The organism is Streptomyces sp. NBC_01241 (assembly GCF_041435435.1).
GTDB lineage: Bacteria > Actinomycetota > Actinomycetes > Streptomycetales > Streptomycetaceae > Streptomyces.
In genome coordinates this window covers 8105853-8118231 of record NZ_CP108494.1, presented here as the reverse complement: position 1 = coordinate 8118231, position 12379 = coordinate 8105853, and the positions used below count along the sequence as shown (strand labels likewise).

Below are 12379 nucleotides of genomic sequence, written 5' to 3'. Positions count from 1 at the left end.
GCGGAATAGCGCATGTACCGGCACGGTTGAGCCGGACAGGTCCGAACGGGCAGAGGAAGAGGTAGCAGAGTATGAGCACCGTTGAGCTCACCAAGGAAAACTTCGATCAGGTCGTCAGTGACAACGACTTCGTCCTGATCGACTTCTGGGCTTCCTGGTGCGGCCCGTGCCGGCAGTTCGCACCGGTCTACGACGCGGCGTCGGAGCGCCACGACGACCTGGTCTTCGCCAAGGTCGACACCGAGGCGCAGCAGGAGTTGGCGGCGGCCTTCGAGATCCGTTCCATTCCCACGCTGATGATCGTCCGGGACAATGTGGCGGTGTTCGCTCAGCCGGGGGCGCTGCCGGAGGCGGCGCTGGAGGATGTCATCGGACAGGCCAGGAAGCTGGACATGGACGAGGTCCGCAAGTCCATCGAGAACCAGCAGAAGGAGCAGTAGGCTCCACGCGCGCATGAGCGGGGTGAGTGGCCCGCCCGGTCCGCGTCCGCGGTCCGGGCGGGCCACTTTTCCGTGACGTCGGCGGCCTGCGCGGCCTCAGCCACCTGCGCTGCGGTCGGCACCGGTGTCGGCGCTGCTGCCTGCGTCACCGTCGGCGTTCTTCTCCTTGATCCGGACCGACAGGCCGTAGTCCAGCTCGGCGCCGTCGACCAGCAGGGCCTCGACCGCGTGCGTCGCCGGGTCGATGTCCGCCACGATGCCTTCACCCGAATAGCGGGGGTAACCCGACGCTCCCGTCTCGCCGGTCGCCGCCACGACCGCCGAACGGATGGCGCCACTGCTCCCGGCGGCCTCGGTGGTGTCCTCGACGTGTCCGGGGACCAGCAGGATCTCGTAACTCTGCGGATGGCTCATGGTCATGACGCTAGGCAGGCGGCGCGCGGTGCGCACGTTGCCGCGCTGCCGTGCCGTGCGGACCGGGCGGCTCAGCTGGACTCGCGGTGGACCGTCCTGGCCCGCAGCAGGTCGTGGTGCTCGGGGGCGCCGCCGGTGTGCCGCACCAGCCGGTGGACGAGATCCGCCAGCGGCTGTGCGGCGGCCATCTCCAGCCGTACGCTGCTGAGCCGGGGACGCAGCAGCCTGCCGAGCATCAGGTCGTCGGCGCCGATCACGGCCGTCTCGCGGGGCACCTCGATGCCCGCGTCCTGAAGGGCCCGCATGAGGAGCATCGCGTATGCGTCGTTGTACGCGAAGACCGCGTCGAGGCCCAGGGTGCGCCACCGGGCGGCCAGCCGGTCGGCCGACTCCTCCTCGTACCGCAGCGGCAACGGTTCGATGACGGCCCCGTGGCTCTGCGCGGCCTGCCGGGCCCCGGTCAGCCGGGGTTCGGCGAGCAGGCCGAGGCCGTCTTCCTCGGGCATGATCACGCCGATGCGACGCCGGCCGCGCGCCAGCAGATGCCCGATCGCGACGCTGCCGACCTTCCGCTGGTCCATGAGCAGCGCGTGGGCGCCGTCCACCGGTCGCGGGCCGAGGGTGATGACGGCCTTGGCTCCGGCTCGTCTGAGGACGGATATGCCCTGCGGGGTGAGGGCGATCGTGCCGGGTGCGATGACGGCGACGGGACGGAGTTCGGCCCAGGCGCGGGGTGCCTCGTCGGCGTCGAGGCCGGTGCTGCCGTACTGGACCACCGTGTAGTCGAGGCGGCGCAGGCCGGTTTCCAGTTCGTGGAAAAAGCGTTGGTGGAGCGGGTCGGCCGGGAAGTTCACGGTGGGCAGCACCACCATGCGGGTGTGTCCCGCGCGCAGGCTGCGGGCCGCCGCATGCGGTACGTACCCCAGTTCGGCGGCGGCCTCCCTGACCCTGCGCCGGGTGGGCTCGCTGATCCGCACGGTCGCGATGTCGTTCAGTACGTAGGACACGGTTGCCCGGGAGACTCCGGCGAGCCGTGCCACGTCGGCACTGGTCGGCACGGGGCCCTCGGTGGACTGGTTCGGTAACTGGCTCATGGCGTCGGGCAGTCTTCCAGACCTGTGCGGCGTGGGTACGCTCCGGGTCATGGATGGCTCCTCGATGGCGGGACTGCTCCCTCGGGTGACCGGAACGGTGGGGCCGGGGCTGGTCGGCGAGGTGATCGTCCAGATCCGGGGCGGCGCCGAGCACTTCCTCGCGCATCCTGCCTCGGCGAAGGACCGCATCGAGGTGGACACGGTGGTGGCGGTGATCGAGCATCTGCCGCCCCGCACGGTGTATGTGGCGCGCGCGTACGGCAGTTGAGGATGCCGCAGGAGGGGCTTCGCCCTCTTCATGGGGCAGGCCGGTCACGCCGGTCACGCCGGTCACGCCGGTCACGCCGGTCACGCCGGTCACGCCGGTCACGCCGGTCACGCGGACGGTACGCCTTCCTGACGGGTCTGGGCGGCCGTGGCCGGTGCGCGCCCCTCGGCCTGGGGCGGGCACCGGCCACCGCTCCGGTCTCCGAGTCGAGCGGCCGCAGGGCCGTGTCGAGTACGGCTGCCGGACGGGAACGGCGCGCGGACGCCCGTTGCGAACCGGACCGTGAACCTCGATGCGAAACTCTGGCAGAGCTTCAGGGTGAGGCCGTGTCAGGTGTGTACGGTGCGGGTGAGGTGCCCGGCCCTGCGGCCCGTTCACCGGACCCGCTCCACGAAATGGGCCGTACAGGTCCTACGGTGTGGGGATGAGCATCCAGCACCGTGACCGAAGCACCGACAGCCCGGCCGGATTCCCCGGCCGAACCGGACCCTGCGCGACCTCCGAGGCCGACCCGCGCGACGTGGGCCCGGTCCGCACCGCGTACGCCCCAGACCGGGACGGCGACCCGGACCCCGGCGAGATCGTCTGGACCTATGTGCCGTTCGAGGAGAACGACGGGCGTGGCAAGGACCGTCCGGTACTGGTGGTGGCGCGGGAAGCCGTGGGCACGCTGCTCGCCGTGCAGTTGTCGAGCAAGCAGCACGACGGGGACCACGAGTGGGTCGCGCTCGGGGCCGGTCCGTGGGACAGCTCGGGCCGTCCGTCGTGGGTCGATCTGGACCGGGTGCTGCGGTTGCACGAGGACGGGATGCGGCGTGAGGCGTGCGCGCTGGACCGGGACCGGTTCGATCTGGTCGTCGGCCGGCTGCGGGAGCGCTACGGCTGGAGCTGACCGTCGAACGTCCGGTCGAAGGCGGACCGGGTGGCGGAATCGGGGCTGCGGTCGAGGATGCCGAAGACGATCTGCTCGAAGTGTCCGGCGAACCGGCCGCCGTCCAGCAGCAGCGCCCGGAACACCCGGGCCACCTGCGCCGGGTCGTTGCGGAACACGCCGCAGCCCCAGGCGCCCAGCACCAGCCTGCGGTACCCGCGAACCGCCGCGACCTCCAGCACCCGCTCGGCACGGGACGTGAGCGCGGCGGGGATGCGGTGGGCGTCCTCGGGGGTGTGGCCGCGGATGACTACGGCATTGGGTGCCGGGGAGGTGAGGAAGCCCGCGGTGTACGGGGTGTCGAGCAGCCGCCCCCGGTCGTCCCGGAACACCGGCACCCCGGGTGAGTGAATCACCCGGTCGGTGTAGAAGGCGCTGCGTTCCGCGCGGTGGTGGGCGTAGTAGTCGGGAGCGCGCAGCAGCGTGGCGTACAGCGCAGAGCCCCGGCACAGCGCCTCTTCCTGGGCCTGTGCGCCGTTGAGGTATCCGCCGCCGGGATTGCGGGCGGAGGCGTAGTTCAGGACGGCGACCTTGCCGGGCCCCTCACCGGTCATCCGGTGCGCCGCCCGCAGGCTGCTCTCGTCGGTGACCTCGATGACCGGTGTGCGGTCGGAGTCGAGTGCGGCGACGGGCACCGGCTCGGGGCCGTACAGCCTGGTGCCCGAGAGTGCGGCGGTCAGCGCTCGTTCGATGCTCACCTCGCGCCCCTCGGGCGTGCGATAGCGGCCGGCCTCGACAATGGCCTCCGTCTCTCGCGCGATGCCGCGCAGCCGTGCACTCATCGGCACTCCTCCGTGTGGTGCATACGGGGCATGCTCGGCCCTCCAGCGGCATGGATGCAACCGGATTTCCGACGCACAGGGGCACTCTTGTGCGATCCCCTCGCGGGGGTTTGGGTGGTAAGGACGAACCGAGCAGAAGGAGGCCCCGGCATGTCATCCGACACACCCGGCGACCACGGTCCGCCCGGCCTGCCCCCGCCCCTGGGCGAGGCCGAAGCCGAGGATTTACTGCGCTGCATCTGCTTCAAGACCGGTCCGCCCCGCACGGTCGGCGTCGAACTCGAATGGCTCATCCACCACCGGGATCGGCCCCGCGTCCCGGTCCCCCACCACCGTCTCGACGCGGCCGCCGCCCTCCTGCGGGCCCTGCCCCTGAGCGCGGTGCTCACCTTCGAACCCGGCGGCCAGCTGGAGCTCAGCTCGCGCCCCGCCGACTCCCTGATGGCGTGCATCGATGCCACGGCCGCCGATCTCACCGCCGTACGGGACACCCTCGACCGGGTGGGGCTCGCACCGGCCGGTCTCGGCGTCGATCCGTGGCATCCGCCGCGCCGTCTGCTGCACGAGCCCCGCTACGACGCCATGGAGGTCTCGCTCGACCGGTCGGGACCGGCGGGCCGCGCCATGATGTGCACCACCGCGTCCGTCCAGGTCTGTCTGGACGCCGGAGAGGAGGAACCCGGTCCGCTCGGCTACGGGCGGCGCTGGCAGCTGTCCCATCTGCTGGGCGCCGTGCTGGTCGCGGTCTTCGCCAACTCGCCCTTCCAGTACGGTCGCCCGACACCGTGGCGGTCCACCCGGCAGTCGCTGTGGGCCGGCCTCGATCCGTGCCGGTCCCTGGCACCGCCCGGCCATCTGCCGCCCCGCGACGCCTGGGCCGCGCATGTTCTGGACACCCCGGTGATGTGCATCCGGGACGACGACGGGCCGTGGGCCGTGCCGGACGGGCTGACCTTCCGCGACTGGATCCGTACCGGCGCGCCCAGAGCACCGGTGCGCTCCGATCTCGACTACCACATCAGCACCCTCTTTCCGCCCGTGCGCCCGCGCGGACACCTTGAGCTGCGCATGATCGACGCGCAGCACGGCGCGGACGGATGGCTGGTTCCGCTCGCCGTCACCACCGCCCTGTTCGACGATCCGGAGGCCGCCGAGACCGTGTACCGCACCGTCAAACCACTGGCCGAGACGGCCGGGCCGGGCCCGGCACCGCGCAATCGGCTCTGGGAGGGCGCCGCTCGCGACGGCCTGACCGATCCCGAACTGCGGGCGGCCGCCACCACCTGTTTCGCACTCGCGCTGGAGGCGCTGCCCCGGATGGGAGCGACCACGGCCGTGCAGGAAGCGGTGGCGGACTTCAACGACCGATTCGTCGCCCGGGGCCGATGCCCGGCCGACGATCTTTCCGAACTGCTCGCGCTCGACTCGGCCGGCGGTTCGGACCACCACTTCGAGGGGCCCCGCTCGTGACCGACTCCCCCGCACCCGACGCATCCGGTCCGGGCGGTCCGACCGGACCGGACGAGATGGACCCCGAGGCGCTCCGCCGGCGCGCCCTCGCCGCGCTGCTCACCGCTCGGAAACGCACGACGCTTCTCACCGAAAGTGTGGACGACCACGAACTGACCGCTCAGCACTCGCCGTTGATGTCCCCGCTGGTCTGGGACCTCGCGCACATCGGCAATCAGGAAGAGCTGTGGCTGCTGCGCGGGGTGGCCGGGCGGGAGGCGATGCGCCCGGAGATCGACGGGCTGTACGACGCCTTCGAGCATCCCCGCGCGGCCCGCCCCTCGCTGCCGTTGCTGGCACCCGCCGAGGCCCGGGTCTACGCAGCGGAGGTACGCGACCGGGCGCTGGACGTGCTCAACGGCACGGCACTGCGCGGTGACCGCCGGCTGGTGCGGGACGGATTCGCCTTCGGTATGATCGCCCAGCACGAACAACAGCACGACGAAACGATGCTGATCACCCATCAGCTGCGGTCCGGTCCTGCGGTTCTGACCGCGCCCGTTCCGCCCGGCGCCACCGACACGGCCGGTCTGCCCGCCGAAGTCCTGGTCCCGGCCGGACCGTTCACCATGGGAACGTCCACCGAGCCGTGGGCCCTGGACAACGAGCGTCCCGCGCATGTGCGCGACGTACCGGGCTTCTTCCTCGACACGACACCCGTCACCTGCGGCGCGTACCAGCGGTTCATCGAGGACGGCGGCTACACCGAGCGGCGCTGGTGGGCCCCCGAGGGATGGGCGATGGTCCGTGAGCACGAGCTGAACGCTCCGCTGTTCTGGCACCGGGATGCCGGTCAGTGGCTGCGCCGCCGCTTCGGAGTGACCGAGACGGTGCCCGACAACGAACCGGTGCTTCATGTCAGCTGGTACGAGGCGGACGCGTACGCGCGCTGGGCCGGGCGCCGGCTGCCCTCGGAGGCGGAGTGGGAGAAGGCGGCTCGCCACGACCCCGTGTCGGGTCGTTCGCTGCGCTATCCGTGGGGCGACGAGGACCCGAGCCCCGAGCGGGCCAACCTGGGCCAGCGCCATCTGCGGCCCGCGAGAGCGGGAGCGTACGCCGCGGGCCGGTCGCCGTTCGGCGTACGGCAGTTGATCGGTGACGTGTGGGAGTGGACGTCGAGCGACTTCGAGCCCTATCCGGGCTTTTCGGCGTTCCCGTACCGCGAGTATTCCGAGGTCTTCTTCGGGCCGGCCCACAAGGTGCTGCGCGGCGGTTCGTTCGCCGTGGATCCCGTGGCGTGCAGGGGAACGTTCCGCAATTGGGACCTGCCGGTGCGGCGCCAGATCTTCTCCGGCTTCCGCACCGCGAGGGATCTCTGATGTGCCGTCATATCGCTTATCTGGGGCAATCGGTGGCTCTCGGTGAAGTGCTGACGCGACCGCCGCACAGTCTGGTGCGCCAGTCCTGGGCGCCCAGACACCAGCAGCACGGGACCGTCAACGCCGACGGCTTCGGCGTCGGCTGGTACGCGGACGGTGACCCCGTGCCGGGACGCTACCGGCGCGAGGGCCCCGTCTGGGGCGACCAGACGTTCGCCGATCTGGCCCGAGTGGTGCGCAGTACGGCACTGCTCGCGGCGGTACGTGATGCCACCGAGGCGGGCGCGGACGGTGAGGCGGCGGCCGCGCCGTTCGCCGCCGGACGGCTGCTGTTCAGTCACAACGGCATGGTGCGGGGCTGGCCGGATTCCCTGGCGCCGCTCGCCGATGCGCTGCCTGCGGCGGAGCTGCTGGCCCTGACCGCCCGCTGCGACTCGGCCCTGGTCTGGGCCCTCGTACGTCACCGTCTCGCCGACGGTGACGAACTGCCACAGGCCGTCGCCGACACCGTGCAGGACGTGGCGGCCGCGGCGCCTCGGTCGCGGCTGAATCTGCTGCTCGTCGACGGCGCCACGATCGTGGCGACGGCCTGGGGCGACACCCTGTGGTACCTCACCGAGCCGGGACTGCGCACGGTCGTGGCCTCGGAGCCGTACGACGACGATCCACGCTGGCGCTCGGTCCCCGACCGGACGTTGCTGACCGCGACCCGCACGGAAGTCCTGCTGACCCCGCTCAAGGAGCCCACGGAGTGAGTCCCTTTCTGCTGACCCGCACCCTGCCGGTGGACGCGACGGACGCGGCGCTGCGCGCCGATGTGCTGCACGGCCTGACCCGGCATCCGAAGACGCTGCCGCCCAAGTGGTTCTACGACGCGCACGGCAGCGAACTGTTCGAGGAGATCACCCGGCTTCCCGAGTACTACCCGACCCGGGCCGAGCGCGAGATCCTGATCGACCGCGCCGAGGAGATCGCGGCGGCGTCCGGGGCGCGGACCCTGATCGAGCTGGGATCGGGATCGTCGGAGAAGACCCGGCACCTGTTGGACGCGCTGCCCGAGCTGCACAGTTACGTACCGGTCGATGTCAGCGAGAGCGCACTGCGCGGCGCCGCCGAGGCCCTGCTCGCGCACCGGCCGGATCTCTCCGTCCACGCGCTGATCGCCGACTTCACCGGCGGTCTCGCGCTGCCGGGCACGCCGGGGCCGCGGCTGATCGCGTTCCTCGGGGGCACGATCGGCAATCTCCTCCCCGACGAGCGGTCGGTGTTCCTGAAGTCGGTGCGGTCGTTGCTCTCTCCCGGCGACGGGCTGCTGCTCGGCACGGATCTGGTGAAGGACGAGGAGGTGCTGGTCGCCGCGTACGACGATGGGGCCGGGGTGACTGCGGAGTTCAACAAGAACGTACTGAGGGTCGTCGACCGGGAGTTGGGGGCGGACTTCGACCCGGCCGACTTCGATCACGTGGCACTGTGGGACCCGGAACAGGAGTGGATCGAGATGCGGCTGCGGGCCCGTGCGGCGCTCACGGTGAAGATCCCGGATCTGGATCTGGTGGTGCCCTTCGAGGCCGGTGAGGAGTTGCGCACGGAGGTATCGGCCAAGTTCCGCAAGGAGGGAGTCCGGGCCGAACTGGCTGCGGCCGGAATGCGGTTGGACCAGTGGTGGACGGATTCCGCAGACCGGTTCGCGCTATCGCTGGCGACGGCAATCTGAGCGGGGCGGCCCGGGGTGGCTCGGGGCACCCCGGGCCGGACGCCTGCCGGGATCGGAACAGAGGCGCCCGTCCCGACATCTGCCCATGGGTCCATGGGTCCATGGGTCCATGGGTTCACCGCAGTTCGGTGAGTGCGAGGAAGTGGCGCAGATAGCGGGGGTCGGCGCGGCGCAGCGACAGCAGCACGTACAGGTCGGCGACGTCGAAGTCGGGATGATGGTTCGGGGCCTCCCCGTCGCCTCTGGCCACACCCACATGGCCAGGTCGTAGGGATTCCGCCCGCCTGGGACGGATCGCGTACGTGATATGCGTCGCCGACCAGGACGAGAAAGCGGAGGACCAGTGCGCCCAAGACCGTTCGGGGCGTGCCGGTGAGACAGGACGCACTCCTGCTCACTGCCCAGGAACGGTATCGAGCAGCAGCCGGCCGGCCAGTTGCGTCCGGTGCGTTGCATGCAGAGGGCGAGTCCGGCCCAGAGCAGTGCGATGGGTGTACCCCGGCGCGGCAGCAAGTGTCTGCCGCGCCAGGCACACCCGGTCCAGCTGCCCGCCGCGCCGCGGGACCGCCCGGTTCAGCTGCCCGCGAGCAGTGCGGTGATCTTCTCCGAGGCCGCCTTCGCCTCCTTCCGCGGGTCGCCGCCCTGAAGGACCGCCGTCATGTACGGCTTGATCGGGTTGTCGGCCTCGACACTCGCCCACTGCGGCGAGTTGGGCGTCGCGCGCCCCTTGGTGGCTCCCCGGGCCATCGCTGCCGTGCCCTCCTGGCCCACGATGGCACGCGCGAGGTCAGGCTTGTTGGGCACGTAGCTCATGACCATGGCGAGTTCTTCCTGCCACTTCCGGCCGGCCAGTGCCTTGATCACGTCGATGCCCGCGGCGCGCTGTCCCGCCTTCTCGGGGACAATCAGATCGGATCCGCCGATGAAAACGGAACCGGGCGCCTTGGCGGTCTTTCCGGGGATCGGAAAGTAGCCCAGTTTTCCCTTGAGTTCGGGGTTCAGCTGCTCGATCTGCGCGGCGGCGCCGGGCACCGAAATGATCTGAGCGACATCGCCCTTGGCGAAGACCTTGGCCTGCGGGGGCTCTTCCTCGTCCGCGTTCTTGGGGCCGTCACCGAGCGCCTGGAGTTCCTTGTAGAAGCTCATGCCTCGCAGTGCGCCGGGGCTGCCCAGGGCGCCTTCCCACTCGCCGCCCCTGTCGTCGGCCAGTTGGCCCCCCTCGTCCCAGATGAATCCGGAGAGGACGTACCAGTTCTGGCCCGCGAGGTAGATGCCCTGGTTGCCGTTCCGGTTCAGCTGTTCGCTGTCCGCGATCCATTCGTCCCGGGTCTTCGGCGGGGCCTTGATTCCGGCCTGTTCGAAGAGGTCCTTGTTGTAGATCACCACTCGATTGGCCGCGTACCACGGGACTCCGTACTGGACGCCGCCGACGCTGCCCGGCTCGGCAAGACCGGGCAGCCAGTCCTCGCTGCCGAGGTCGCGCACGGACTCCAGGGTGAGGTCGCGCAGCCCGCCGCTCTCCGCGTACTGGGCGACCTGGGTGTTTCCGACCTCGATGACGTCCGGGGTGTCCTTGCCCTGGAGCGCATCGATGACCTTCGGTCCGATGCCGGTCCAGCTCTGGATCTTGAAGTCGAGCCGGACGGCCGGGTGCTCGTCCTCGTAGGCCTTCGTGAAGCGCTTGAGGAAATCGGCGGACACGCTGTTCTTCATCAGCCAGATCGTGACCGTTTTGCTGCCGGACGAATCCGAGCCCGGGACGAATCCGCACCCGCCCAGCGCACAGGTGGAAACGAGCGCGACGGCTCCGACAAGTATGCGGTTCTTCACCAGGTTCACCTTCTGTGAAACAGCACGACGAATTCCAGAACCCGGTGTGGGGGACTGCGGGCGGTGCTCGCACGGGCGTGGCTGGATTTTGGTATGGACCATTGCTCCGGTCAAGGCCTGTTCGCCACACATTCTGCACACCGACCTCTCGCGTACCCGGGCCAGGTGGGGCACCGTGGTAGGGACGAGAGGAGACATAAGATGTCAAATCACACCTACCGAGTCACCGAAATCGTGGGAAGCTCCCACGAAGGCGTCGACGACGCCATCCGCAGAGGCATCGCAAGAGCTTCGGAAACGTTGCACAATCTCGATTGGTTCGAGATCACACAGGTTCGCGGAGAGATCAAGGATGGCCGAATCGAGCACTTCCAGGTGGGCCTGAAAGTGGGCTTCCGGCTCGACGAGCCGAGCTGATCCGGCGCGACCCGCCGCACCTCGGTCGCGACCGGCCCCACGCCGCATTCAGGTACGGCCCTCGCGCCCCTGCGCGTCCCTGAGTACGGGCGACGCCTGCGCCCAGCGGGCCCGGACCACGGCGAAGCCGGCCAGCTCCGCCGCATCGCAGACGAGTTCGTCGTCGTCGACCAGCATCCGCACCTCACGCTCCCGGCCCAGCCGCTCCAGGATTTCCAGCTTGGTGTGCCGGGCCGGCCTGCGGTCGTCGTTGCGGCGCATGTACAACCGCCCCTCGGGCAGCCCCTGTTCCCCCAGCCAGGCCACGGTGTCCCGGCGGCACCGCTCGGGCCGTCCGGTGAGATACCGGACCTCGCACTCCACGGCGCTGCTCAGCACCAGCCGTACGCCTTCGAGAAGCGGCGGGTCGTCGACGGCGGCGGAGAAGAAGCCGTTCCAGTCACGCCGCCGCCCCTCCAGGAAGTACTGGCGATGGCCGCTGTCCGCGAGCGTGCCGTCCAAGTCGAATAAGGCCAGGGGCCGGTGGTCGCTTCTCACCCCACCAGCACATCACACGAGCGCCACCACCAGGAGCACCAGCACGACAACCACGGCCACCACCGCCGCCACCCGCAGGGAGCGGCGCCGCGACCAGATCGGCAGGACCTCCGCACCCTCACGTCCGGGAAAGACGTAGAAGACGTGGTCGGGATCGTCGGGGATCGTGACCGCGGCCAGGGGCAGCCAACGGATGTCGACGCGTCGGGCCACCTCGCGCTGTCGTGGCACGAGGGCCGATCCGACGGCCTTGATGTGTGCGGGGTCCAGCCCCTCGGGGAGCGGGTCACCGGCCGAAACCAGGGTGACCCGTTCCCACACGTCTGCGCGTCCGGTCTGCTGCCGGACGCGCAGCGGGGGCGCCGGGTCCGGCAGCTTCAGCAGGGCCCGGTCGGGCGCCTGCTTGACGGATCCCGCGGTCCACAGCGTGATCAGGCCGGTGCCGTCGCACGGGGTGTGCGCCGCCGTCCGTTCGCCCTCGCAGACCGGGCAGGGCCTGAAGCCCGTGTCGTCACACCGCGGACACTTTTTGGCGCCCCACCCCTGACATTCCGGACAAGCGGTGCGAGGCTTACGACACTTCACGCAGGCGGTCCGCCCGGCAGCCGGATCCTCCCGCGCCGGCTCGACCCCCACACGGTCCTTGCGGCGCTTGCCCGTGCCGTCACACCAGGTGCAGGGATCGACGCCCTTGCAGGCCGGGCATACGGGGCCGATGTCGCAGCGCAGCTTGCCCGTGGCGCGGCACCGCGAGCAGGGCTGACGCCCGCCGTCGCAGCCGCAGGGCACCGTGCGCACCGAGCCGCGGAGCACCAGCTCCACCGTCCGTGACACCGCCGGATCCTTCGGCGGCTCGACGGGGTGGTCGCGCAGGTCGCCTTCGTACATGGGCCGTCCCGACGTGTCGTACGTACCGGGCCTGGACTCCTCCCGCGTGGTACGGGTCTCCAGGCACCGGACGATGCGCAGGTCGAGCATCGGTTGCCGGGCGATGTCGGCACCGGTCAGCCGGGGCCCCTGGCCGGGCCGGCCGATGTGCCGGGCGATCGCTTCGAGGATGTCGGCATCGGACAGTGCGTCGGCCATGACGGCGCTTCCACCTCCCGGTCGGGCGCGCCCACGCG

Annotated in this window: 14 protein-coding genes and 2 pseudogenes; 8 read left to right on the top strand and 8 right to left on the bottom strand. The window is 70.6% G+C overall.

Annotated features, from left to right (window positions below):
- Positions 1 to 71: 71 nt before the first annotated feature.
- On the top strand, positions 72 to 440 hold the full coding sequence (gene trxA, locus OG306_RS36860; RefSeq protein WP_266750821.1) for a thioredoxin: 369 nt from the start codon (positions 72 to 74) through the stop codon (positions 438 to 440).
- Between the two features lie 96 nt (positions 441 to 536).
- On the opposite strand, the gene OG306_RS36855 is transcribed toward trxA, so the two are convergent.
- Complete coding sequence (locus OG306_RS36855) at positions 537 to 854, bottom strand: hypothetical protein (protein WP_266750819.1); 318 nt, start codon at positions 852 to 854, stop codon at positions 537 to 539.
- Between the two features lie 71 nt (positions 855 to 925).
- A complete protein-coding gene (locus OG306_RS36850; RefSeq protein ID WP_266750817.1) occupies positions 926 to 1948 on the bottom strand; it encodes a LacI family DNA-binding transcriptional regulator in 1023 nt (340 codons plus the stop codon).
- Between the two features lie 49 nt (positions 1949 to 1997).
- Between OG306_RS36850 and OG306_RS36845 the strand changes: the two genes are divergently transcribed.
- The gene (locus tag OG306_RS36845; protein ID WP_266750815.1) at positions 1998 to 2216 is read left to right on the top strand and encodes a hypothetical protein; all 219 of its coding nucleotides are present in this window, start codon (positions 1998 to 2000) and stop codon (positions 2214 to 2216) included.
- A 424-nt stretch (positions 2217 to 2640) separates the two neighbouring features.
- The gene (locus OG306_RS36840; RefSeq protein WP_266750814.1) at positions 2641 to 3108 is read left to right on the top strand and encodes a type II toxin-antitoxin system PemK/MazF family toxin; all 468 of its coding nucleotides are present in this window, start codon (positions 2641 to 2643) and stop codon (positions 3106 to 3108) included.
- Here the strand turns inward: OG306_RS36840 and OG306_RS36835 are convergent.
- Positions 3093 to 3929 carry a TIGR02452 family protein gene (locus OG306_RS36835; protein WP_266750812.1) on the bottom strand — a complete coding sequence of 279 codons (837 nt, stop codon included), beginning with the start codon at positions 3927 to 3929 and terminating at the stop codon, positions 3093 to 3095. The two genes, OG306_RS36840 and OG306_RS36835, sit on opposite strands and share 16 nt — an antisense overlap.
- A gap of 150 nt (positions 3930 to 4079) precedes the next feature.
- On the opposite strand from OG306_RS36835, the gene egtA reads away from it, so the two are divergent.
- From egtA to egtD, 4 genes are read left to right on the top strand one after another with little or no spacing between them, the layout of a single operon-like run.
- Positions 4080 to 5399: an ergothioneine biosynthesis glutamate--cysteine ligase EgtA gene (egtA, locus tag OG306_RS36830; protein ID WP_266750810.1), complete on the top strand. Its 1320-nt coding sequence runs from the start codon at positions 4080 to 4082 to the stop codon at positions 5397 to 5399.
- A complete protein-coding gene (egtB, locus tag OG306_RS36825; RefSeq protein ID WP_371666113.1) occupies positions 5396 to 6757 on the top strand; it encodes an ergothioneine biosynthesis protein EgtB in 1362 nt (453 codons plus the stop codon). The genes egtA and egtB overlap by 4 nt, the downstream gene beginning before the upstream one ends.
- On the top strand, positions 6757 to 7512 hold the full coding sequence (gene egtC, locus OG306_RS36820) for an ergothioneine biosynthesis protein EgtC (RefSeq protein WP_266750808.1): 756 nt from the start codon (positions 6757 to 6759) through the stop codon (positions 7510 to 7512). The genes egtB and egtC overlap by 1 nt, the downstream gene beginning before the upstream one ends.
- Positions 7509 to 8471, top strand: a complete 963-nt coding sequence (egtD, locus tag OG306_RS36815) for an L-histidine N(alpha)-methyltransferase (RefSeq protein ID WP_266750807.1) — start codon at positions 7509 to 7511, stop codon at positions 8469 to 8471. Before egtC ends, egtD begins: the two co-directional genes overlap by 4 nt.
- A gap of 115 nt (positions 8472 to 8586) precedes the next feature.
- Here egtD and OG306_RS36810 read toward each other — a convergent pair.
- The 3 genes and pseudogenes from OG306_RS36810 to OG306_RS36800 all read right to left on the bottom strand — a co-directional run.
- Positions 8587 to 8700, bottom strand: a pseudogene (locus OG306_RS36810) (GNAT family N-acetyltransferase); the annotation flags it as partial.
- Positions 8701 to 8879: 179 nt separating this feature from the next.
- Positions 8880 to 8969 (bottom strand): annotated as a pseudogene (locus OG306_RS36805) (GNAT family N-acetyltransferase); the annotation flags it as partial.
- A 75-nt stretch (positions 8970 to 9044) separates the two neighbouring features.
- Positions 9045 to 10301: an extracellular solute-binding protein gene (locus OG306_RS36800; RefSeq protein ID WP_266750804.1), complete on the bottom strand. Its 1257-nt coding sequence runs from the start codon at positions 10299 to 10301 to the stop codon at positions 9045 to 9047.
- A gap of 201 nt (positions 10302 to 10502) precedes the next feature.
- Here OG306_RS36800 and OG306_RS36795 point away from each other — a divergent pair, with 201 nt between their 5' ends.
- Positions 10503 to 10718 carry a dodecin gene (locus OG306_RS36795; protein ID WP_266750802.1) on the top strand — a complete coding sequence of 72 codons (216 nt, stop codon included), beginning with the start codon at positions 10503 to 10505 and terminating at the stop codon, positions 10716 to 10718.
- Positions 10719 to 10766: 48 nt separating this feature from the next.
- On the opposite strand, the gene OG306_RS36790 is transcribed toward OG306_RS36795, so the two are convergent.
- Both OG306_RS36790 and OG306_RS36785 read right to left on the bottom strand, forming a co-directional pair.
- On the bottom strand, positions 10767 to 11255 hold the full coding sequence (locus OG306_RS36790; protein ID WP_266750801.1) for a hypothetical protein: 489 nt from the start codon (positions 11253 to 11255) through the stop codon (positions 10767 to 10769).
- Between the two features lie 12 nt (positions 11256 to 11267).
- Positions 11268 to 12341: a hypothetical protein gene (locus OG306_RS36785; RefSeq protein ID WP_266750799.1), complete on the bottom strand. Its 1074-nt coding sequence runs from the start codon at positions 12339 to 12341 to the stop codon at positions 11268 to 11270.
- Between the last annotated feature and the right edge of the window lie 38 nt (positions 12342 to 12379).

Bases quoted from the DNA above. Each gene is read 5' to 3' on its own strand.
- egtA (WP_266750810.1), top strand. From the start codon at position 4,080: ATGTCATCCGACACACCCGGCGACCACGGTCCGCCCGGCCTGCCCCCG.
- OG306_RS36845 (WP_266750815.1), top strand. From the start codon at position 1,998: ATGGATGGCTCCTCGATGGCGGGACTGCTCCCTCGGGTGACCGGAACG.
- OG306_RS36835 (WP_266750812.1), bottom strand. From the start codon at position 3,929: ATGAGTGCACGGCTGCGCGGCATCGCGCGAGAGACGGAGGCCATTGTC.
- OG306_RS36785 (WP_266750799.1), bottom strand. From the start codon at position 12,341: ATGGCCGACGCACTGTCCGATGCCGACATCCTCGAAGCGATCGCCCGG.
- OG306_RS36795 (WP_266750802.1), top strand. From the start codon at position 10,503: ATGTCAAATCACACCTACCGAGTCACCGAAATCGTGGGAAGCTCCCAC.
- egtC (WP_266750808.1), top strand. From the start codon at position 6,757: ATGTGCCGTCATATCGCTTATCTGGGGCAATCGGTGGCTCTCGGTGAA.
- OG306_RS36850 (WP_266750817.1), bottom strand. From the start codon at position 1,948: ATGAGCCAGTTACCGAACCAGTCCACCGAGGGCCCCGTGCCGACCAGT.
- OG306_RS36855 (WP_266750819.1), bottom strand. From the start codon at position 854: ATGAGCCATCCGCAGAGTTACGAGATCCTGCTGGTCCCCGGACACGTC.
- trxA (WP_266750821.1), top strand. From the start codon at position 72: ATGAGCACCGTTGAGCTCACCAAGGAAAACTTCGATCAGGTCGTCAGT.
- OG306_RS36840 (WP_266750814.1), top strand. From the start codon at position 2,641: ATGAGCATCCAGCACCGTGACCGAAGCACCGACAGCCCGGCCGGATTC.